This is a genomic window from Microbacterium sp. SW12, assembly GCF_055391095.1.
In genome coordinates this window covers 2,874,956-2,893,490 of the sequence record NZ_AP024335.1, presented here as the reverse complement: position 1 = coordinate 2,893,490, position 18,535 = coordinate 2,874,956, and the positions used below count along the sequence as shown (strand labels likewise).

At 70.9% G+C, this 18,535-nt stretch carries 22 protein-coding genes and 1 pseudogene; 13 read left to right on the top strand and 10 right to left on the bottom strand.

The window, feature by feature from the left end:
* Positions 1 to 350: 350 nt before the first annotated feature.
* Positions 351 to 939 (top strand): annotated as a pseudogene (locus tag MICSW_RS14645) (aldo/keto reductase); the annotation flags it as partial.
* A gap of 36 nt (positions 940 to 975) precedes the next feature.
* On the opposite strand, the gene MICSW_RS14640 reads toward MICSW_RS14645, so the two are convergent.
* Positions 976 to 1,548 (bottom strand): TetR/AcrR family transcriptional regulator, encoded by a 573-nt coding sequence (locus MICSW_RS14640; RefSeq protein ID WP_292729152.1) that lies wholly within the window; start codon positions 1,546 to 1,548, stop codon positions 976 to 978.
* A gap of 263 nt (positions 1,549 to 1,811) precedes the next feature.
* Between MICSW_RS14640 and MICSW_RS14635 the strand changes: the two genes are divergently transcribed.
* Positions 1,812 to 2,231 (top strand): DUF2269 domain-containing protein, encoded by a 420-nt coding sequence (locus tag MICSW_RS14635; protein ID WP_464496386.1) that lies wholly within the window; start codon positions 1,812 to 1,814, stop codon positions 2,229 to 2,231.
* Positions 2,232 to 2,277: 46 nt separating this feature from the next.
* Here MICSW_RS14635 and MICSW_RS14630 read toward each other — a convergent pair whose 3' ends face one another.
* The 5 genes from MICSW_RS14630 to MICSW_RS14610 are packed head-to-tail and all read right to left on the bottom strand — an operon-like array spanning position 2,278 to position 6,771.
* A complete protein-coding gene (locus MICSW_RS14630; RefSeq protein ID WP_248243419.1) occupies positions 2,278 to 3,186 on the bottom strand; it encodes a DMT family transporter in 909 nt (302 codons plus the stop codon).
* Positions 3,183 to 3,449: a DUF2933 domain-containing protein gene (locus MICSW_RS14625; protein ID WP_375236790.1), complete on the bottom strand. Its 267-nt coding sequence runs from the start codon at positions 3,447 to 3,449 to the stop codon at positions 3,183 to 3,185. The genes MICSW_RS14630 and MICSW_RS14625 overlap by 4 nt, the downstream gene beginning before the upstream one ends.
* Positions 3,446 to 4,489 carry a type II glyceraldehyde-3-phosphate dehydrogenase gene (locus MICSW_RS14620; protein ID WP_464496384.1) on the bottom strand — a complete coding sequence of 348 codons (1,044 nt, stop codon included), beginning with the start codon at positions 4,487 to 4,489 and terminating at the stop codon, positions 3,446 to 3,448. The genes MICSW_RS14625 and MICSW_RS14620 overlap by 4 nt, the downstream gene beginning before the upstream one ends.
* 39 nt (positions 4,490 to 4,528) lie before the next feature.
* Positions 4,529 to 6,184 (bottom strand): ABC1 kinase family protein, encoded by a 1,656-nt coding sequence (locus MICSW_RS14615; RefSeq protein WP_036286080.1) that lies wholly within the window; start codon positions 6,182 to 6,184, stop codon positions 4,529 to 4,531.
* Positions 6,184 to 6,771: an AAA family ATPase gene (locus tag MICSW_RS14610; RefSeq protein ID WP_375236792.1), complete on the bottom strand. Its 588-nt coding sequence runs from the start codon at positions 6,769 to 6,771 to the stop codon at positions 6,184 to 6,186. Before MICSW_RS14610 ends, MICSW_RS14615 begins: the two co-directional genes overlap by 1 nt.
* Positions 6,772 to 6,831: 60 nt before the next feature.
* On the opposite strand from MICSW_RS14610, the gene MICSW_RS14605 reads away from it, so the two are divergent.
* The 6 genes from MICSW_RS14605 (at position 6,832) to MICSW_RS14580 (ending at position 11,611) form a co-directional block, all read left to right on the top strand.
* Complete coding sequence (locus tag MICSW_RS14605; protein ID WP_056207405.1) at positions 6,832 to 7,116, top strand: metal-sensitive transcriptional regulator; 285 nt, start codon at positions 6,832 to 6,834, stop codon at positions 7,114 to 7,116.
* A 45-nt stretch (positions 7,117 to 7,161) separates the two neighbouring features.
* The gene (locus MICSW_RS14600; RefSeq protein WP_375236793.1) at positions 7,162 to 7,512 is read left to right on the top strand and encodes a heavy-metal-associated domain-containing protein; all 351 of its coding nucleotides are present in this window, start codon (positions 7,162 to 7,164) and stop codon (positions 7,510 to 7,512) included.
* A complete protein-coding gene (locus MICSW_RS14595; protein WP_464496382.1) occupies positions 7,509 to 9,800 on the top strand; it encodes a heavy metal translocating P-type ATPase in 2,292 nt (763 codons plus the stop codon). The genes MICSW_RS14600 and MICSW_RS14595 overlap by 4 nt, the downstream gene beginning before the upstream one ends.
* A 25-nt stretch (positions 9,801 to 9,825) precedes the next feature.
* Positions 9,826 to 10,116, top strand: coding sequence for a YHS domain-containing protein (locus tag MICSW_RS14590; protein WP_347425205.1), 291 nt, complete (start codon positions 9,826 to 9,828; stop codon positions 10,114 to 10,116).
* A 30-nt stretch (positions 10,117 to 10,146) separates the two neighbouring features.
* The gene (locus MICSW_RS14585) at positions 10,147 to 10,764 is read left to right on the top strand and encodes a hypothetical protein (protein ID WP_284530398.1); all 618 of its coding nucleotides are present in this window, start codon (positions 10,147 to 10,149) and stop codon (positions 10,762 to 10,764) included.
* A 115-nt stretch (positions 10,765 to 10,879) separates the two neighbouring features.
* Positions 10,880 to 11,611, top strand: coding sequence for an alpha/beta fold hydrolase (locus MICSW_RS14580; protein ID WP_464496380.1), 732 nt, complete (start codon positions 10,880 to 10,882; stop codon positions 11,609 to 11,611).
* Between the two features lie 28 nt (positions 11,612 to 11,639).
* On the opposite strand, the gene lnt is transcribed toward MICSW_RS14580, so the two are convergent.
* The 3 genes from lnt to MICSW_RS14565 form a co-directional block, all read right to left on the bottom strand.
* Positions 11,640 to 13,019, bottom strand: a complete 1,380-nt coding sequence (gene lnt, locus MICSW_RS14575; RefSeq protein WP_464496378.1) for an apolipoprotein N-acyltransferase — start codon at positions 13,017 to 13,019, stop codon at positions 11,640 to 11,642.
* 222 nt (positions 13,020 to 13,241) lie between these two features.
* Positions 13,242 to 14,261: a flavin-containing monooxygenase gene (locus MICSW_RS14570; protein ID WP_464496375.1), complete on the bottom strand. Its 1,020-nt coding sequence runs from the start codon at positions 14,259 to 14,261 to the stop codon at positions 13,242 to 13,244.
* A gap of 418 nt (positions 14,262 to 14,679) precedes the next feature.
* On the bottom strand, positions 14,680 to 14,949 hold the full coding sequence (locus tag MICSW_RS14565) for a hypothetical protein (RefSeq protein WP_464496373.1): 270 nt from the start codon (positions 14,947 to 14,949) through the stop codon (positions 14,680 to 14,682).
* A 146-nt stretch (positions 14,950 to 15,095) separates the two neighbouring features.
* Here MICSW_RS14565 and MICSW_RS14560 point away from each other — a divergent pair, with 146 nt between their 5' ends.
* Entirely contained in the window at positions 15,096 to 15,302 is a 207-nt protein-coding gene (locus MICSW_RS14560) for a hypothetical protein (protein ID WP_375237503.1), read from the top strand.
* A 63-nt stretch (positions 15,303 to 15,365) separates the two neighbouring features.
* Entirely contained in the window at positions 15,366 to 15,734 is a 369-nt protein-coding gene (locus MICSW_RS14555) for a hypothetical protein (protein ID WP_464496370.1), read from the top strand.
* On the opposite strand, the gene MICSW_RS14550 is transcribed toward MICSW_RS14555, so the two are convergent.
* Positions 15,721 to 16,185 carry a hypothetical protein gene (locus MICSW_RS14550; protein ID WP_464496367.1) on the bottom strand — a complete coding sequence of 155 codons (465 nt, stop codon included), beginning with the start codon at positions 16,183 to 16,185 and terminating at the stop codon, positions 15,721 to 15,723. The two genes, MICSW_RS14555 and MICSW_RS14550, sit on opposite strands and share 14 nt — an antisense overlap.
* Before the next feature lie 151 nt (positions 16,186 to 16,336).
* Between MICSW_RS14550 and MICSW_RS14545 the strand changes: the two genes are divergently transcribed.
* The 3 genes from MICSW_RS14545 (at position 16,337) to MICSW_RS14535 (ending at position 18,498) form a co-directional block, all read left to right on the top strand.
* Positions 16,337 to 16,807: a DUF6153 family protein gene (locus MICSW_RS14545; protein ID WP_464496365.1), complete on the top strand. Its 471-nt coding sequence runs from the start codon at positions 16,337 to 16,339 to the stop codon at positions 16,805 to 16,807.
* 212 nt (positions 16,808 to 17,019) lie between these two features.
* Complete coding sequence (locus MICSW_RS14540) at positions 17,020 to 17,520, top strand: DUF305 domain-containing protein (protein WP_464496363.1); 501 nt, start codon at positions 17,020 to 17,022, stop codon at positions 17,518 to 17,520.
* A 117-nt stretch (positions 17,521 to 17,637) separates the two neighbouring features.
* Positions 17,638 to 18,498 carry a F510_1955 family glycosylhydrolase gene (locus tag MICSW_RS14535; protein ID WP_464496360.1) on the top strand — a complete coding sequence of 287 codons (861 nt, stop codon included), beginning with the start codon at positions 17,638 to 17,640 and terminating at the stop codon, positions 18,496 to 18,498.
* Positions 18,499 to 18,535 lie beyond the last annotated feature (37 nt).

Sequence of the window (18,535 nt, the reverse complement as noted above, 5' to 3'; positions counted from 1 at the left end):
GGAGCGTTCCTCGACCGCGGGAGCGTCGTCGACATACTGGCTCGCGGCGTCCCACCAGGGGTTCTCGCGTACGCGGTAGAGGAGGGTGCGTTCGCCGGGCACTCGCTCGACGAGCTCGATGAAGTTCGCGCGGCGAAGCTACTGGATGAGTGGATGCACGATTCCGGGGGAGAGTCTCGTTGCGTCGGTGATCGACCTCGAGGAGAACTTCTCGCCGTGCTGCGCGCCCGCGAGCTCGACCCCACCGCCGACGTGGGGTTCAGGTGGGGTCCTCGAGCGCGGATTCGGTCGTCCCTACGATCAGTATCCCTGTGTAGGTTCCACACCGAGATGACGGTTTTCACGGGTACGTGCTGCTCCTGCACCGCCCCGACGCGCTCGTCGAGCCCGAGGAGGTCGCCCGCGCGTTCGATCACCTCGAGTCGTCGGCGAAGGTCCGTCACTTCGGGGTTTCCAACCACGCCCCCGTCAGATCGACCTGCTGAAGACGGCGGTGAGGCAGCCGATCGTGGCCAACCAGGTGCAGCTGTCGATAGGAACACGCCGTCCTGATCGCGCAAGGCCTCTCGTCGAACATGACCGACTACGACGACTCCATCACCCGCGACGGCGGCGGCCGGGCCGACTACGCCAGGATCAACGACATCACGCTGCAGGCGTGGTCTCCGTTTCAGAAGGGCTTCCACGGCGGCGTGTTTCCTCGACTCGCTCGACTACCCCGAGCTGAACGCGGAGCTCGACCGGCTCGCCGCGAAGTATGTGGTGACCTCGATCGCGGTCGCCACCGCGTGGATCACCCGGCGCCACGCGAACATCCAGGTCGTGCTCGGCACCACCACCCCGTAGCGCGGCGCCGACGCGGCCCAAGGCTCCGACATCCCGCTCACGAGAGCCGAGTGGTACGTCCTCATCCAGGCCGCCGGCCACAACGTGCCCTGATATTGCTCCTGACCGCGTGAACGACGGTCGGTCTGCTCACTCCTCGGCGTCTTGCCGGATGGTGGCGACGACGAGCGTGGCGAGTCGTGAGACGGCGGTCGTGTCGGGCAACGCCGCGGCGGCGCCGATCGCGCCGACCGCGTACGCGGCGAGTTCCTGCGGCGAGAGGTCGGTGCGGGTTGTTCCTGCCCGGGTGTCGTCGTCGATGATCTCCTGCACGAGCGCGGTGAGCTCGGATTCGGCGGGTGCGAGCCGGATAGTGCCGTGGAGTGCATCGTCGTCGTCGTCGCCGTGCCGGTGCCGGCGCAGCCGGGCGTAGGCGAGCAGCACGTCGGACAGCCGGGATTCCGGCGGGCTCTCCTGTGCGATGGTTCGCAGGCGCTGCAGGTGGCGTCCGATCTCGCGCTCCTGCCACGCGGTGAGAGCGGCGGCGACGTCGGGCACGTACTTGTACAGCGTCGCCCGGCCCACCCCGCTCGCCTCGGCGAGGGCGGTCATGGTGAGTCCGGTCAGGCCGTCCCGGTGCACGAGCCGACCGGTAGCGTCGAGGATCGCGTCCCGCACCGCGGAGCGATGTTCCACGATGGTGTCACTCCACAGCTTGGGCACTCCCCTACCTTATCAGGAACGAGACGCTTTGACCTGTATGCAACAGTGTGTATAGATAAAGCCGTGATGTCGAAACCGAGTCCGGTGCCCCGCTGGGTGATCGTCGGGGGAGTCCTGGTGCTGCTGGCCGCCGGGGCGTTCGTGGTGCTGCATCTGACCGGCAACGGGATGGCGGGGATGCATTGATGGGCGCGTCCGGTCGTCGGCTGCGGTCAGTGTTGCGGGCGTTGCATGTCGTGTTTTCGATCGGGTGGGCGGGGTCCGTGGCCGTGTTCTTGGTCGTGGCGGCCGCCGGCTGGGCGTCGCCGGACGCGCGGATCTGGGCGGGTGTGTACGCGGCGCTGCAGGTGACCATGTGGTGGGCGGTGGTGCCGCTGGCCGGGTTGTCGCTGCTGACCGGGATCGGGGTGTCGCTGGTGACGCGGTGGGGGCTGACCCGTCACTACTGGGTGCTGTTCAAGCTGGTGCTCACCGTGGTCGCGACTGGCGCTCTTGTGCTGCACACCGGGGTGGCCGACACCGCCGCGCACGCGTCCCTCCAGGTCGGTATGGACTTCTCCGCGGTGCGGCTGCAGCTGATGGTGGACGCGGTCGCGGCGTTGGTCGTGCTGGTCGTGGTGATGATCCTGGGGTTCGTCAAACCCCGCGGGACCACCCCGTGGGCGGCCCGGCCCGTCTCCTGACTGTGCGACGTCCGTCTGCCGGACGCCGGGTGTGGCAGGCGGGCGCTCAACCTTCAAGCCGACGGGACGCGCGGTCAGCGTGTCTGCCGGGGATGGTGAGGAGGGCGACGGAGCCGATCACGATGGCGGTGCCGGTCCAGCCGAGCACGCTCTGGGTCTCCTGCAAGAGCCCGACGGACAGGACGATCCCGAAGACGGGCACGAGGATCGTCCATGTTGTGAGGATGTCGAGCCGGGACCGTTGCGTCTCCGCGTACCAGGCGACGGTGGTCGCGGCGGTGCCGGCCAGGGACATCCACAGCAGGGAGAGCACGAATCCCGGCGTCCATTCAATGACCGGCGGACCTTCGACGATCGCGGCGGCGACGAGGAGGATCCCGCCGCCGAGCAGCAGCTGCACGGTGGCGACGAGGAACGGGTCGGCGCGCACGGCGCGGCTGATGAGGGTGCCGGCGGTGACGGCGGCGGCGGCGGTGAGGGACAGCCATGCCCCGGTCCCGGCGCCGGCGGGCAGCACGATGAGCAGGAGTCCGGCGAGCCCGGTGAGCATCGCGGCCACCGATCGCAGGGAGGGACGTTCGCGGTAGAGCCACCAGGCGGGCAGCAGGATGAGGACGGGCTGGACGTTGGCCAGCACGGACGCGACGCCCGTTGTCAGGCCGATGGTGCCGCCGAACATGGCGGCGTAGGCGATGGCGACGTTCACGACGCCGAGCACGCCGATCAGCGTCCAACTGCGTACCTCGCGGGGGACGGGCGCGCGGCGGATGACAGTGAGGATCAGCAGAGCGGCACCGGCGACGAGGGCGCGCAGTGCTGCGAGCCACAGCAGCGGCGCATCTTGCAGCCCGACGCTGATCGCGACGAAGCAGGACCCCCACGCGAAGGTGATCCCCAGCATCCGCCACGGGCTCGGCGCCCGCCGTCCGGTGCCGGCCGCGGTGGGGGTGCTCATGCGTCGTCGTCGGGGGGCGGGTTCGTGTGGTCGTGACGGGTCTGTTCACGGTGTCGTCCGTGGCCTCCGTGTCCGCGGTGGCTGAACAGGTGCAGCAGGGCGATCACGATGATGCCGGCGTAGGGGGCGGCCGCAGCGAGGTGGGTCCAGTGGTCGATGATCAGGTAGATGACGATCCCGGCGACGGCCAGCGCGATGATCACCCAGATCCACACGCGTCCAGCGCGGGGGGCACGGGGCGGCCCGGCGTTCGGGGAGGTCATGACCGCTCAGGGGCGAGGAAGTCCTGCCTCATGCCGAGGGTCGCGTCGGTGAGCCGGATGGAGGCGGCGGGGTCGGTGACGGTGCCGGTGAGGGCGCGGATCGCGTCGACGGTCTCGGGGATGACGATCGCCTCGTTGCACACCTGGTAGGTGAGGTACGCCTCGTCGCCGTCGACGGTGACGAGGTCTTCCCAGACCGCGACCTCCCACATGTCCCCGCGGGGCCGGCCGAGGTCGCGCATCAGCTCGACCGTGGAGTTGAGGGCGACCAGCCCGTCGGACATCCGGATGAACGCGATCCGGGGTGCGGCGCGCAGTGCGTCGAGGACCTCGTCGCGGGATGCGCGGCGGGTCAGCTGCAGGGTCCAGTAGTGGTTATGGGTCTGGGTGTGTGCGCCCTTGGCGGCGATGGTGACCACGTCCAGGTCGGGGAGCACGGTCTTCGCGTCGGGGCCCTGGTGGGAGGGGATGACCGGTTCGGGGACCATCGTGTTCATGATGCCGCCCAGGTGCGATTCCCACGGGTCGGTGGCGCGGCGGATGAGGACCCCGCGGGCGCGCAGCAGCAGCCCGGCGTTTTCGAGCGCGCCGAGGACGCGGACGATGCTGGTGGTGTTGCAGGACACCACCCGGGTCAGGTCCCGGCCGAGCGCGGTGGCGTAGTTGGCCTGGGCGACGAAGGAGTGCCCGGTGGTCGAGTGCGCTTCCCCTCCCTGCACGATCACCTTTACTCCCGCCGCCTGGTAGCGGGGCAGGTTTCCGGCGGCGACGTGCTTGGGGGTCGTATCGACGATCACGTCGCTCTGCGCGAGGAGATCGTCGAGGGTTCCCTCGGGGCGGATGCCGGTGTCCACCATGCCGCTGCGCGCGTCGGGGGTGGCGGCGAATACGGGCAGCCGCGGGACGGCGGATTGTATTCGCCAGTCGGTGACGATGTCCGCGACGCCCACCAGGTGCATGTCGGGTTGGGCGTGGACGGCGTCGGCGACCCTCTTGCCGATCACTCCGTACCCGTTGACGCCGACTCTGATCCTGTCCATCTTCGTCTCCTTTCGTGGTGTTCTTGAGCCGTGCGCGGGTCAGGGGCGGGGTCGGCGGCGCCGCAGCGTCCACAGCAGATAGCTGCCGAGGGCGCCGATCGTGCCGGTCCCGGCGCCGATCAGGACGCCTTCCCGGGAGCGCCATTTCGTGTTCCCGCCGACGAGGGTGCCGATCCCGCTGATCAGCGCGGCGGCGATCATTCCCGCGACGACACGGTTGCCGACGCGTTCGGCGCGCCCGACGAGAGGTTCCAGCTCCGTCGCGCGCAGGTGCACCTCGAACCCGCCGTCTTCGAGGAGATGCCGGAGCCGGCTCAGGGTGGCGGGCAGCTCGGTGAGCAGTGCCCCGGTGTCGGCTCCCGCGCGCGCCCATCGCCGGGCCAGAGCCGGCAGGGACAGCTGGGCGCGGGTGAGCTGCTCAGCGTAGGGCTGCAGGGCGTCGAGCATCTGGAAGTCCGGATCCAGCCGCGCCGCGGTCCCTTCGGCCATCATCAGCACTTTGAACAGCAGCGCCGTCTCCTGCGGAAGGTGCAGCTGGTGCTGCTGCAGGATGCCGAGCAGCTGCTGGAGCATGATTGCGAGGCTGATCTCCGACAGCGAACGGCCCCGGTAGCGGGCCGTGAACGCGGTGATCGCCTGCCGCAGCCCTGCCCGGTCGACGACGTCGGCGGTCCGGGAGAGTTCTATCAGGGCGGTGGTGAGGGTGTCCGGGTCGTCGCGGGTGAAGGCGAGCACGATGCCGGCGAGGCCGTCCGTGGTCTGTTCGGTGAGCTCCCCGACCATCCCGAAGTCGATCAGCGCGAGCGCGCCGTCGGGCTGCACGAACATGTTCCCGGGATGGGGGTCGGCATGGAAGAACCGGTTGTCGAACACCATCGTGAGCACGATGTCGGCACCCAGCCGCGCGAGTGCGACCCGGTCGATGCCGGCGGCGTCCAGGCCCTCCAGGTCGTCGATCCGCACCCCGCTCATCCGCTCCAGGGTCAGCACGCGCGAGGTCGTGGTCTCCCCGTGCACGCGGGGAATCCGCACCCGCGCCGCGTGGGCGAACTCCTGCGCGAACCGTTCGGCGTTGCGGGCCTCCTGCAGGTAGTCCAGCTCGGCACGCAGCGTGCGGGAGAACTCCTCCACCAGCCCGGGCAGGTCGTACTGCCGGATGGCATCCCAGCGCCGGTCGGCGCGGTCGGCGAGGTTGCGGAGAATGTCCAGGTCTTCATGCACCTGCGCGACCACGCCGGGCCGGCGCACCTTCACGACGACCTCGGTGCCGTCGTGAAGAGTTGCCGCGTACGCCTGCCCGATGGACGCCGCCGCCAGCGGCACCGGGTCGAACTGGGCGAACACGTGCTCTGGGTCGGCGCCGAGCTCTTCACGGAGCACGTCCCGAATGCCCTCCCACGGTGCCGCGGCGACGTCGTCCTGCAGTTTGGCGAACTCGGCGACCCATGCCGCGGGGAGCAGATCGTGCCGGGTGGAGAGGATCTGGCCCAGTTTCACGAACGTCGGCCCGAGCTCCTCCAACGCGACCCGCACATGCTCGGGGTTCGTGTAGGGGTCCTCCTGCCGGGCGTGTCCGAGGGCGCCGCGGTGGAACGGCACCAAGCCGCCCAGGCCCAGCACGCCGGCCAGGACGCCGAGTCCGTGCCGGCGCAGCACGGCCCCGATCTGCCGGTACCGGCTACTCCCCGCGCCCATCAGCTCACGCCCCTCTCGGCTGGAGTGCCGGCCGATGCTCGTTCGAGGATGAAGTCGACGCGCGCGTCGGGGGCGAGTGCGGGGACGGTGACGACGGGAAAGCCCAGCTCCTGGTACACCAGCCCGAGCAGGTCGTGGATGCGCCGCTGCGCGGCGGGGTCCTCGGTGCGCGCGTAGTCGGGCGCCAGCGGGAGCAGGTCCAGCAGGAACACCGTCGCGTACCGGGTGGCGGCCAGCGCGCCCAGCAGGGCGGTGTCGGGCTCGAGGTTGAGGAAGCGGTAATAGGCGAGCGAGTCCGGCAGGGCACGGTCCAGGAACACCGTCTGTTGCGGGTCGAGGGAGTGCTCCTGCTCGATCTGCATGTCTACGACCGCGCGCTGGAACTCGCTCTGCCGTGCCCGCACCTCCGCAGTGCTGCGCCCGGTGATCCGTTGCAGGTCGATGTAGTGCCGGGCGTGCTCGATCGTGGTCGTGTATCCGCGGTCGCGCAGCAGGTTGACCGTGGTGGTCTTGCCCGAGCTGGGACCGCCCGTCACGACGTGCCAACGGGTGGGCTGTGCGGGCCGCGGCTCCTGGATGCCGGTCATGACCTCACCCTACACCCTGTACCCCTACAGGGTATGTTAGATTGTAGGTGGAGGTACGAGATGGCACACGGGTATGTGGACAACAAGCCGGCGCTGCTGGCGCGGCTGAGCCGCGCGGAGGGGCAGGTCCGCGGGATCGCGCGGATGATCGACGAGGACGTCTACTGCATCGACGTGCTGACCCAGGTGTCGGCGGCGACGAAGGCGCTGGAGTCCGTCGCGCTGGCGCTGCTGGAAGACCACCTCGCGCATTGCGTCGCGCAGGCGACCGCCGAAGGCGGCCCGGTCGCGGAGGAGAAGCTGCGTGAGGCGAACGCCGCGATCGCGCGCCTCGTGCGCTCCTAACCTCGCCCCACTCACATCGTTCAACGCTCTTGAAGGGAGCACATCATGACCGGACAGGGATTCCAGGACCTCGGACTGCAGGCGACGAGCACCGGCGCGGGGTGCGCGTGTTGCAGCCCCACCTCACACGGCGCGGCAGCCACCGACACCACCGCAGTCCCGGCGACGGGTGACACCGTGTCGGCGCAGTTCCTGGTGGAGGGGATGACCTGCTCGCACTGCGTGCGCAGCGTGACCGAGGAGGTCTCCGCGATCGACGGTGTCTCCGACGTCGCCGTCGATCTGCGCGCCGGTGGCGTGTCCACGGTGACGGTGTCCAGCGCGACGCCGGTGGATGCGGCGCGGGTGCGGGAGGCGGTGGAGGAGGCCGGATACAGCCTCGCCTCAGTGTCATGACCACGACGACGACGGATGTTGATCTCGACATCACCGGGATGACCTGCGCGTCGTGCGCGACCAGGGTGGAGCGGAGGCTGAATAAACTGCCGGGGGTGGCGGCGACGGTCAATTTCGCCACCGAGAAAGCCCGCGTGCACGCCGAGTCCCCGGTGCCGCTGGAGGAGCTGATCTCGGCGGTCGAGCAGGCCGGGTACGGGGCCTCCGTCCCCGCCCCACCGGCCACCGAAGCCCCCGATGAACAGGCCACGGTGCCGCGGGATGCGGAGTTGGTGTCGTTGCGGCAGCGGCTGATCGTCTCGACGGTCCTGGCGGTGCCGGTGGCGGTGCTGTCGATGATCCCGGTGCTGCAGTTCACCTACTGGCAGTGGCTGACCCTGACCCTTGCGGCCCCGGTGGTGGTGTGGGGAGCGTGGCCGTTCCACCGTGCCGCGGCGATCAACGCCCGCCACGGTGCGGCGACGATGGACACCCTGATCAGCCTCGGCGTGCTCGCCGCGTTCGGCTGGTCCCTGTACGCCCTGTTCTTCGGCGGCGCCGGCACGCCCGGGATGCGGATGAGCGTCACCTTCGTCGGCACCCCGCAGTCCGGCGGTCACGAGGTGTATCTGGAGGTCGCCGCCCTGGTGACCGTGTTCATCCTCCTCGGCCGCTACCTGGAAACGCGCGCGAAGCGGCAATCCGGCGAAGCCCTCCGCGCCCTGCTGGAGCTGGGCGCGAAAGATGCCGTCGTCCTCCGCACAGGTAGCGAACAGCGCGTCCCCGTCGCCCAGCTGGTGCCCGGCGACATCGTGGTGGTGCGGCCCGGGGAGAAGATCCCCGCCGACGGTGTCGTCACCGAGGGTGTCTCCGCGGTGGACGAGTCGATGCTGACCGGCGAGTCCGTACCCGTCGAAGTCGCCCCCGGCTCGAAGGTGGTCGGCGCGACCGTGAACACCGGCGGCCGGCTGCTGGTAGAGCTCACCCGGGTCGGCGCGGACACGGAGCTGGCCCGGATGGCCAGGCTGGTGGAGGAGGCGCAGACCGGGAAGGCGCAGGTGCAGCGCCTCGCCGACCGGGTCTCCGCGATCTTCGTCCCCATCGTCATCGCCCTCGCCATCGTCGCGTTCACGGTATGGCTGCTGGTCGGCGCCTCCCCGGAGGTCGCGTTCACCGCCGCGGTGACGACGCTGATCATCGCGTGCCCCTGCGCGCTCGGGCTCGCGACCCCGACCGCGCTGCTGGTCGGCACCGGGCGAGGCGCGCAGCTGGGCATCCTCATCCGCGGCCCGCAGGTGCTGGAGCAGACCCGCCGCATCGACACCGTGGTGCTGGACAAGACCGGCACCATCACCGCCGGCACCATGACCGTCACCGCCACCCACCCCGCCGCAGGGACCGACGAGACGGAGCTGGTGCAGGTCGCCGGAGCGCTCGAGCACGGCTCCGAACACCCCATCGGCCGCGCCATCACCAACGCGGCCAGCGGCCCGCTCGCGGCAGTGGAATCGTTCCAAGCCGAGGCCGGGCAGGGCGTGCAGGGCATCGTCGACGGCCGGATGGTCGCCGCGGGCCGCGCCTCCTGGATCACCACCCAGTGGTCCCTCCCCATCCCCTCAGGCCTCGCCGACACCATCGCGGCGGACGAGGCTGCGGGAGCGACGGTCACGGTGGTGGCGTGGGACGGGCAGGTGCGCGGGGCGATCAGCGTCGCCGACACCATCAAACCCACCAGCCGTGAGGCGGTCGCACGGCTCCGAGAGCTCGGGTTGACCCCGATCCTGCTCACCGGCGACAACCCCGGCGCCGCCCGCGCGATCGCCAACCAGGCCGGGATCGAGGACGTCCGCGCCGGGGTCACCCCGCAGGGCAAGCTCGACACCATCCGCGACCTGCAGGCCGCGGGCCGGGTGGTCGCGATGGTCGGCGACGGCGTCAACGACGCCGCAGCCCTCGCCGCCGCCGACCTCGGGATCGCGATGGGCACCGGCACCGACGCGGCCATCACCGCCGCGGACCTGACCATCGTCTCCGGCGACCTGATGCTGGTCCCGGACGCGATCCGGCTGGCCCGCCGCACCCTGGGCACGATCAAGGGGAACCTGTTCTGGGCGTTCGCGTACAACGTCGCCGCGATCCCGGTCGCGATGCTCGCCCTGCTCAACCCCATCCTCGCCGCCGCGGCAATGGCGTTCAGCAGCGTGTTCGTCGTCACCAACAGCCTCCGCCTGCGCCGCTTCCGCCCCCTGCCCACCCCAACCCGTGCCGGCGCCCCCGCCACCCGAGAGCCCGCGCCCGTCCAGGCCTAGCCATCGCTCGAGAAGGAGACACACCATGTCCCACGACCACGACCACGACCACGACCACTCCGGGCACGACCACACGCACGGGCACGCCCATGGGGGACACGAGCATGGTGCGCACGAACATCACCATCACGAGCCGCCGGCGGGCGCGACGAACCTGGTGACCTGCCCGGTGATGCCCGGCAACCAGGTCGACCCGGCCTGGGCCGAGCAGCGCGGCCTGTTCCGCGACTACCAGGGCACCCGGTACTGGTTCTGCTGCGCCGACTGCGGGCCCCTGTTCGACGCCGACCCCGCCCGCTACACAAACGCCGCCTGACCGGCCAGATAACCCGGTCGGAGATAGAGGGTGGACACGGCGGTCGGGCTGGTGCAGGCGTACCTGCGGGTCAACGGCTACTTCACCGTCGCCGAATACCCCGTGCTGGACGCCACCGGTCCCGGCGGTCCCCGCACCATCACCGACCTGGACATCCTCGCCGTACGGCTGCACCGCGCACCGGGAGCGTCCGGGACCGTCGACGCACCGCTGGACCCGGCCCTGGGCGCCGGGGGCGGAGCGGACATGATCGTCGGCGAGGTCAAGGAAGGCCGCCCGCACCCCAACCCGGCGATGCGGGACCCGGCCGTGCTGGAAGCCGCGTTCACCCGGTTCGGGTGCTGCGCCCCGACCGATGCCGCCCGGCTGGTCGCCGAACTGCTGGAAACGGGACGGACGGTGGCGCCGGAAGGGCACACGATCCGCACGGTCGTGTTCGGCAACCCCACCTCCCCGCCCGGGGCGGGGGCGCCGTGGCACACCGTCCCGTTCGCCCGGGTGCTGCGCTACCTCGAAGACCACCTGAGCGCGCACTGGGGCATCCTCGGCCGCACCCAGATCAAGGACGACACCCTCGCCCTGCTGGCCCTGCGGGAGAAGGCCCACCGCGCCGCGACCGGCGCCTCCCGCCAGGGCACGGACCGGTAGGGCGGGTCATGGCGGGGGAGCGTGTGCACACGCAGGGGGAGCCGGTGTGGGTGCGCACCCGTGACGGGCGCGCCCTTTATGCGATGGTGCTGCCGGGTCCCGCCGGGGCCCCGGGGTGCCGACGGTGGTGTTCGAGGCGGGATCGGCGGCGACCCGCTCCACCTGGGCGTCGGTGCAGACCCGGGTCGCCGCGTTCACGCGGGCCGTGGTGTATGACCGGGCAGGGCTGGGCCGGTCCGCCCCGGATAGTGCAGGGCGCACCCTGGACCGGATGACCGACTACCTGAACGATCTGCTGGACGGCCTCGAGCCGAGCAGCGGGTTCGTGCAGGTGGGGCATTCCGCGGGCGGCCCGATGGTGCTGGTGGATCCGACCGACGAGGCAGCGACCCAGCAGTTCGGTGTGCCGTTCCGGGTCGGGGAGAAGATCGTGATCGCCGTGGAGTGGGTGCTGGCACGGGTGGGGTTGCTGGAGCGGTTCTTCCGGTTCCTCGGGGAGGGGATGCCCGAGGATGTGCGGGCGGATCTTCACCGGGAGGCGTTCCAGCCCGCGGTGGTGGTCACCCAGGGTCGGCAGGCGCGCACGTTCCTCACCGAGCTGCACGCCTGGCGCGGCGACCCGCCGGTGCTGCCCGATGTCCCGGTCACCGTCATCTCCGGCAGTCTCGCGGACGGGATGCCGCGACGGGTCCGGGATGCCGCGACCGCCGCCGGGCGGTATCGGGCCGCACGGTCCCGGCAGGGCCGGCACGTGGTCGCTGCCCGCTCCGGCCACTACATCCCCGCCACAGAACCGGACCTGATCGCTGCGGAGATCCGCCGCCTCGTCCTCCCGCCCGTCGGATAGCCCCGGGTTGTCTCGCGGGCATGCCTGGTCAGGCCACGGCAGGGGTGCGTCGCCGCCGGGCGATCGCACCGGTGAGGGCGAGACCACCCAGCCCACCCCACAGGGTGACAGTGGAAACGCCTTGCCCGATGAGGACGGCGGGGGTGAGCCCGGCGCGCAGGTCGGTGTCGGCGATCATCGCCCCGGCCTGTCCGGCGGGCAGACCGGTGAGGGTGCTGCCGTCGGGGCGGATGATCTGGCTGGTGCCGACGGTGGAGACGTTCACCACAGTGCGGCCGGTCTCCACCGCGCGGATCCGGGCGACCGCGAGCTGCTGCAGGTTCTCGTCCGTGCCGCGGAAGTCGGCATTGTTGGTCTGGAACACCAGCAGCTCCGCACCGGCGGTGACGCTCTCGGCGATGACCTCGTCGTAGATCACGTCGAAGCAGATCGCCAACCCCACCGGCACACCGCCGACGGTGACCAGCGGCACGTCCGTGCCGTGCGCGTAGTCGCGTTGCAGCAGCCCGACCAGGTCGGGAGCGAGCAGGGTGTAGAACGCCCGGTCGGGCACGTACTCGCCGAACGGCACCGGGTGGCGTTTCGCGTGCGTCTGCACCTGCTCCCGTCGTGGCGTGGCACCGGCGGTGGCCGGGTCCCACAGGAACGACGTGTTGTAGATGTTGCCACCCGACGTGGTGGCCGCGTTCGCCAGCAGCGGGGCCCCTGCCCGGGTGCTGATGCCGGTGAGATACTCCGCCAGCCACGGGGTCTGGAACGGGTCAGCATCCAGCCCTTCCGGCCACACCACCACATCCACATCCGCGTCGAGCACCGGGCCGGTCGCGTCCCCCTGCGCCCGGGCGATCGCCCCCACGGTGCGCTGGTCGAAGTACCCGGACGGGCCGTTGCCTTGCACCGCCCCGACCCGCATCGTCCCGGCCGGTGTCGTGGGAAACGCCGGGACCAAAACCAGCATCAGGGCGGTGACGGCGGGTACGGCGGCGGGGAACGGGCGACGCCACAGGCCGGTCCGGATCGTTTCGATCGCGGCGGCGACGGTGAAGACCATCAGGAAGGTGAGCCCGCTCACCCCGACCCAGGACACCGTCTGCACGAGGGGGCTGTCGGCTTGGGTGATCCCGAGCCGCGCCCACGGCAGCCCACCGTACGGCCAGGCGCCCAGCAGCACCTCCCGGCCCGTCCACAACGCGGCCACCAGGCCCGGCAGCAGGAGCAGGCGTCCGACCGGGCCGGGGGCGGCGCGCGGCACCCACCGGTAGGCGAGTGCCAGCGGGATGATCCCGACCGCGGTCAGGGTCCCTTCCACCACGGTCAGTGCCGCCCACGGCACCGGCCCGAGATACCGGGTCGTCCAGGACACCAGCAGCCCGAAGAACAGCAACCCGAACACCGCCCCGACCGCCACCCCCCCACACGCTCCGGCCGATCAGGGCGAGAAGCAGCAGCCCGGTCGCGGCGAACGCGGCCGGCCAGAATCCCACCTCCGGGTAGGCGAGATCCATCAGCACCGCCGCGGCCGCCGCGACCGGCAACGCCACCGCCAACGGCATCACCGCCCGGGCACGGCGATTCGGCGGGGTGGGTTGGGGGCGTCCGTGCGGGTCCTGGAGGGGCGTCGGCGTGGCGGTCATGGCCGGTCCGCGATGGTGCGGGCGATCACGGCGGCGTCCCGGGACACCCCGGCGAGGGTGTCCGCTCCGGGGCGGCTGTGGGCGGGGATCCCGGCGACGAACAAGCCCGGCAGCCCGGTCATCGCCGGTCGGGACCGGGCTGCTGTCGCCTCGGCGGGGAGCCAGTCGTCACCGGGGTCGTACCCGGTGGCGAGGATCACCGAGTCCGGGGCGAGGGTGCTGCCATCGGCGAACGTGACATGCCCGCCGTCCGCGCCGGTCACCGCCGGGGCGACCGCCACACCCGCGTGACGCAGCGCATGGTAGCTGTCGCCGAACACCGGCTGCACGGCGGGTGGGCGGCCCAGCCAGGACGAGCCTGCCCGGGCGTGGACGGGGAAGGTACGGGCGGGTCGGTGCGGGTGCCTGGTGCGGACCGCGAGGGTGACCTTGTGGGAGGCGGACAGCTCTCGCGCCAGCTGCACCCCGCTGTTCCCTCCGCCGACGATCAGCACCCGCCCGGTGGGCACCTGCCGGGGGAACTGGTAGTGGGCACTGTGCAGCACCACCCCGGGCACCCGCAGCTGCTGCGCCCACGCAGGGATGCGGGGGTGGGTGGCGGCGCCGGTCGCGCACACCACGTTGCGGGTCTGCACGTCGCCCTCCGCGGTCTGCAGCTGCAGCACCGACCCGTGACCGCGGCGTTCCACCCCGACCACACGCAACCCCCAGAACGGGTCCACCCCCAGGGTGTGCTGCACCTGGTCCAGGTAGTTCGCGATCTCATCGGCCCGGGGATGCTCGTGCGGGTCCAGCGGCAGCGGCCGGAGCGGAAGCGTGCTGTGGCGGGCGTCGGACAGCAGCCGCATCGAATGCCACCGGGACGCCCAACTGCGTTGCCGATCCGTGGCGGCGTCGACGACCACGAACTCCTGCTGCGGCCGCAACCCCAACCCGATCAGCGCGGCGGCCACCGCGAGCCCGGCCTGCCCGGCCCCGACGATGATCGCCCGCCGATGCGTCAACCCCGACCGCATCACCACCCCCTCCCCGCACAAGAGGGCCGGGGCGGGAACGGACGGAGGATGATCGCGCCGGCGCCGCGGCGGGACGGGGCCGGGTGGGCGGCGGTGACCGGCCGCAGCCGTCGGCACCGGACCGGCGACGGGGGCCGCCGTGATACGGGTCGTCAAGACATTCTCCAAACCTAGAAATCGGCATCACACAGCGCCCGCACACGGGCGGGCGGGAAGACGCCGCCCATGGGTGGGCGGCATGCCGGATCTCAGGTTCGGGAAATCGACAACAGCAGCAGTGAGGGCGCGGCCGGACGCCGCGACACGGGCACCAGCAGCGGCGCGCGCACCGGACGGGATACCCGCAGTATCCGCAGCCGGCTCTGTAACCGCAACCCCGTCACGGCCGCCAGTACCAGCAGCGTGCACACCACCCCGATCAGGCACCCCCACGCCCCGGACGCATCGACGGACACCCCCGCAGAGGACGACGCCGTCCGGCCCTCCACCGGTGCCCCGAGTCTGGGGTAGAGCCGGTCGCGACGGGGGAGCCCGCACTGGTGTCGGCGTGCGCGTCAGCCGTGGTGTGGGAGGTGGTCCAGCCGCCGATGATGAGCACAAGTGCCAGGCCCAGGATGGTCAGCAGCCGCCCCGACCACCACCCCGCCGCGATGACCCGGTCGGGCCGGGATCGGGGGTCGCGGGGCATAGTCCCTCACTATACCAATCCGACCTTTGCGTCTCCCGGATCCCGCCCGGCCGCAGGCCCTCCACGCCTTCGCCGACAGAGCAGCCACATCGCGTCCACCGGCACGTCGTTCTCGAACGACGTCCGTCTCCTGAGCGGAAGGATCAGTGCCCTCGGGGTGCCGTGGTGTCGGTGAAGGCGGGCAGCAGGATCGCCGTGACGCCGTCGAGGTCGAGTCTGCCGGTGCGGACTTCTTCGGCGGCGCCGTTGAGGACGGCACCGGGTCGCTGAACTCCGCCGCGATCGTCTCAGCTGCGTCAGGTTCGCCCCACCGGGCACGTGCACCCGTCGGCACCCGAGGCGGCGCCGATTGAAAAGAATACCCATAGGGGGTATAAGGTGTGGGGGAGTCGTGTGCGAGGGAGAGGCGGGCGAGGATGATTCAACCGATCGACTATTTCCTGGTCGCCTGGTTCGTGCTGGTCGCGATCAGCACGATCTGGGTCGGGGTGGACCAGTTCCGTCACAACCCGGAGCCGGCGGTGATGAAGTGGGGCTTCATCCTGGTCACCCTCTACCTGGGGCCGATCGGGGCGCTGCTGTATGTGCTCGCGGACAAGGAGCCGCGGCCGGGAGAGCATGAGGAGTTCACCCGGCCGCTGTGGAAGCAGGGCATCGGGTCGACCATTCACTGCGTCGCGGGCGATGCCACCGGCATCGTCATCATCGTGGACCGTCGGCGACATCACGCGCCGGCGGCGGCTCAGGCGGCGGGCGCGGGCGGGGTGCTGATCAGGTGCGGCTGATCGACAGCACGATCAGGGAGGGTCGCAGAAGAGGCGACCCGGACGTGAACGAGCCCGACCTGCCCGGGAGGGATCGCAGCCATGCCAGCAGCGACATCCACCCGTCCCGGGCCGGGAGCACCAGGATGAGCAGGGTCAGCAACGCGAGCAGACACGTCACGGCAGCGACAGCATGAGACGTCCCGCAGACCGTCTCATCGCACGAGGGCGTCACCACCCCGCTGACCAGGACATCAGCGGCGGCATCGGGGGCCGCAACGACTGCGGAGGCGGACACGACAGTGCCCGCCTGGTCCTCTTCCAGACTCAGCGAGTGCATCGCGAGCAGCCCTGCGATGATCGCGGTCACCGCGGACAGGTAGAACCACAGGGCACGCCGGGACCCGAGTGCCCGCCGTCGCGCCACCACCTGGTTCACCGTCGACGCCCCTTCCTCGATCACGCCCAGCATACCCCGGGCGGGTAGCCATCCCCGAAGCGATACCCATCCTGGATACCCCGGATGGGTATATGCTGAGTGGTAGGGCCCGCTCCCGTGCGTGGTGTTCTGACCGTGTCGCGGGGGCAGGGCACCGCTACCCTGGACGGGAAGGAGGTCGGTCGTGAACGTGATTCGCTCGCACGCGCGTCTGACCCCCGGGGTGCGCCGGTTCCTGCTGGCCGCTCCGATCGCCCTGGCGATCATCACCGGGCTGCTGTCCATGCACGTCCTGACCGGTTCCCACCAGCCCGCCCTGGCATCAGAGACCAGCGCGATGAGCACGCACAGCCAGGTCGGCTCCGCACCAGCCGCCGCCGACGATACGCCGATGACCGCAGCTGCGGCGGAGGGCGCTGGGGGGCATTGCCAGGACGGGTGCGGCAGCCCTGCGGGGATGCCGGATCATTCGTTGCTGATGATGGTGTGCGTGCTGGCGCTGCTGGCCGCGGTGATCGTCCTGCTCGCACCGACGTTCCGTGCCCTTCTCACATACGCCGTAGACCGCTCGCGCTCCCATACCCGGACTCTGCTGGCCGGATTGCCGCATCCCCGCCCGCCTTCACTGCTTGTCCTGTCCATCAGTCGCACCTGATTCCGCCTGAACCCCGGCGACCCTTGCCGGGGATGCTGCGCTCTGCCCTCCCGGGCACTGATCAGACCCTCACCGACTGACTAGATAAGGACACTCCTGATGCGTTTTCGTACTCTCACGCTGACCGCCGGCGCCCTGGCCACCGTGCTTGTGCTCGCCGGTTGCGCCCCCACCGACGGCACCATGCCCGGCATGGACCACGGACCCGGGGGATGACCAGCACCGCCCCCTCCCAGTCCGCCGCCGCGTTCAACGCCGCGGACGAGATGTTCGTGACCATGATGATCCCGCACCACCAGCAGGCCATCGAGATGGCCGATCAGATCCTCGCGAAAGACGGCATCGACGAGCGGGTCGTCTCCCTCGCCGAGCAGATCAAGGCCGCACAGGACCCGGAGATCCAGACCATGAAGGGCTGGCTTCAGGAGTGGGGCGTCCCGTACGACGACTCCATGTCCGGGATGGACGGCATGGACATGGGCGGCGGGATGATGTCGGAGGACGACATGGCCGCTCTGGATGCCGCGACCGGGGTCGAGGCGACCCGCCTGTTCCTGAACGGCATGATCGCTCACCACCAGGGCGCCGTGACGATGGCGCAGTCGGTGCTCACCGACGGACAGAACACGGACGTGGCCGCCCTCGCGCAGCAGATCATCGACGGGCAGACCGCCGAGATCACCACGATGCAGGACATCCTCGCCAGCCTCTGACCCGGTACCCCTCGGACGGGACCCGCGCTCCCGATGCCGGTCCCGTCCGAGGCCCCACCCTCGACCCCTGTGCGGTCACCGGTATCCGGCGTACCCGCACGGAAAGGCTCTCCGTTCATGATCTCTCCCACCACCCGCAGACTGGCGATCACGGCCACCGTCACCGTCGCGCTGCTGCTCACGGGCTGCAGCACCACCCCTGCGGAGCCCGATGCCCCCGCGAGCACCGCGGCCGGGTTCGGGCATGTGCACGGCATCGTCGACGCCGGTGACGGCACCGTGCTGCTGGGCACCCACACCGGCCTGTACACGCTGGGCGAGGACGGCACTGTCACCGGCCCGGTCGGTGGCATCGACCTGGACGCGATGGGACTGACCGCTACCGGTGACAACCTCTACGCGTCCGGGCACCCCGGCCCGTCCACCCCGGCGGAGCTCGGCGCCCCCAACCTCGGCATCATCCGCAGCCTCGACGCCGGCGCCTCGTGGGAACCGGTCGCGTTCACCGGGGAAGAGGACTTCCACGTCCTCACCGTCACCGGCGACGGCACCCTGTACGGGATCGGATCCTCCCGCCCGCTGCTGCGCACCAGCAGCGACGGCGGGCAGAGTTGGGCGGACGGTGCCGAGCTGCCCGCCGTCGACCTGGCCGCCGCGGCCGACGGCACCCTGTACGCCGCCACCCAGGACGGGCTGCAGCACAGCACCGACGGTGGCGCCACCTTCACCCCGGCGCCGGACGCGCCAGTGCTGTACCTGGTGGAGACCGACCCAACCGGTGGGGTGGTCGGAGTGGACACCGACGGGACGTTGCGACGCCTAGTCGGCACCGGCTGGGAGAACGTCGGCACCACCACGGGAACCGTCCAAGCCCTCGGGGTCACCGGGGACGGTGCGATCGTCCTGGTCGATGACCGCGGCGTGGTCTGGATCCGCGACACCACCGCCACCGTTCTCATCCCGGCGGCAACACCATGACCCCCGTCATTCGCACCTGGCGCGACCCGAGCGGCCG

Bases quoted from the DNA above. Each gene is read 5' to 3' on its own strand.
- MICSW_RS14605 (WP_056207405.1), top strand. From the start codon at position 6,832: ATGGCACACGGGTATGTGGACAACAAGCCGGCGCTGCTGGCGCGGCTG.
- MICSW_RS14550 (WP_464496367.1), bottom strand. From the start codon at position 16,185: ATGCTGGGCGTGATCGAGGAAGGGGCGTCGACGGTGAACCAGGTGGTG.
- MICSW_RS14540 (WP_464496363.1), top strand. From the start codon at position 17,020: ATGACCAGCACCGCCCCCTCCCAGTCCGCCGCCGCGTTCAACGCCGCG.
- MICSW_RS14590 (WP_347425205.1), top strand. From the start codon at position 9,826: ATGTCCCACGACCACGACCACGACCACGACCACTCCGGGCACGACCAC.
- MICSW_RS14625 (WP_375236790.1), bottom strand. From the start codon at position 3,449: ATGACCTCCCCGAACGCCGGGCCGCCCCGTGCCCCCCGCGCTGGACGC.
- MICSW_RS14630 (WP_248243419.1), bottom strand. From the start codon at position 3,186: ATGAGCACCCCCACCGCGGCCGGCACCGGACGGCGGGCGCCGAGCCCG.
- MICSW_RS14620 (WP_464496384.1), bottom strand. From the start codon at position 4,489: ATGGACAGGATCAGAGTCGGCGTCAACGGGTACGGAGTGATCGGCAAG.
- MICSW_RS14615 (WP_036286080.1), bottom strand. From the start codon at position 6,184: ATGGGCGCGGGGAGTAGCCGGTACCGGCAGATCGGGGCCGTGCTGCGC.
- MICSW_RS14565 (WP_464496373.1), bottom strand. From the start codon at position 14,949: ATGCCCCGCGACCCCCGATCCCGGCCCGACCGGGTCATCGCGGCGGGG.
- MICSW_RS14555 (WP_464496370.1), top strand. From the start codon at position 15,366: ATGATTCAACCGATCGACTATTTCCTGGTCGCCTGGTTCGTGCTGGTC.
- MICSW_RS14595 (WP_464496382.1), top strand. From the start codon at position 7,509: ATGACCACGACGACGACGGATGTTGATCTCGACATCACCGGGATGACC.
- MICSW_RS14610 (WP_375236792.1), bottom strand. From the start codon at position 6,771: ATGACCGGCATCCAGGAGCCGCGGCCCGCACAGCCCACCCGTTGGCAC.
- MICSW_RS14535 (WP_464496360.1), top strand. From the start codon at position 17,638: ATGATCTCTCCCACCACCCGCAGACTGGCGATCACGGCCACCGTCACC.
- MICSW_RS14600 (WP_375236793.1), top strand. From the start codon at position 7,162: ATGACCGGACAGGGATTCCAGGACCTCGGACTGCAGGCGACGAGCACC.
- MICSW_RS14570 (WP_464496375.1), bottom strand. From the start codon at position 14,261: ATGCGGTCGGGGTTGACGCATCGGCGGGCGATCATCGTCGGGGCCGGG.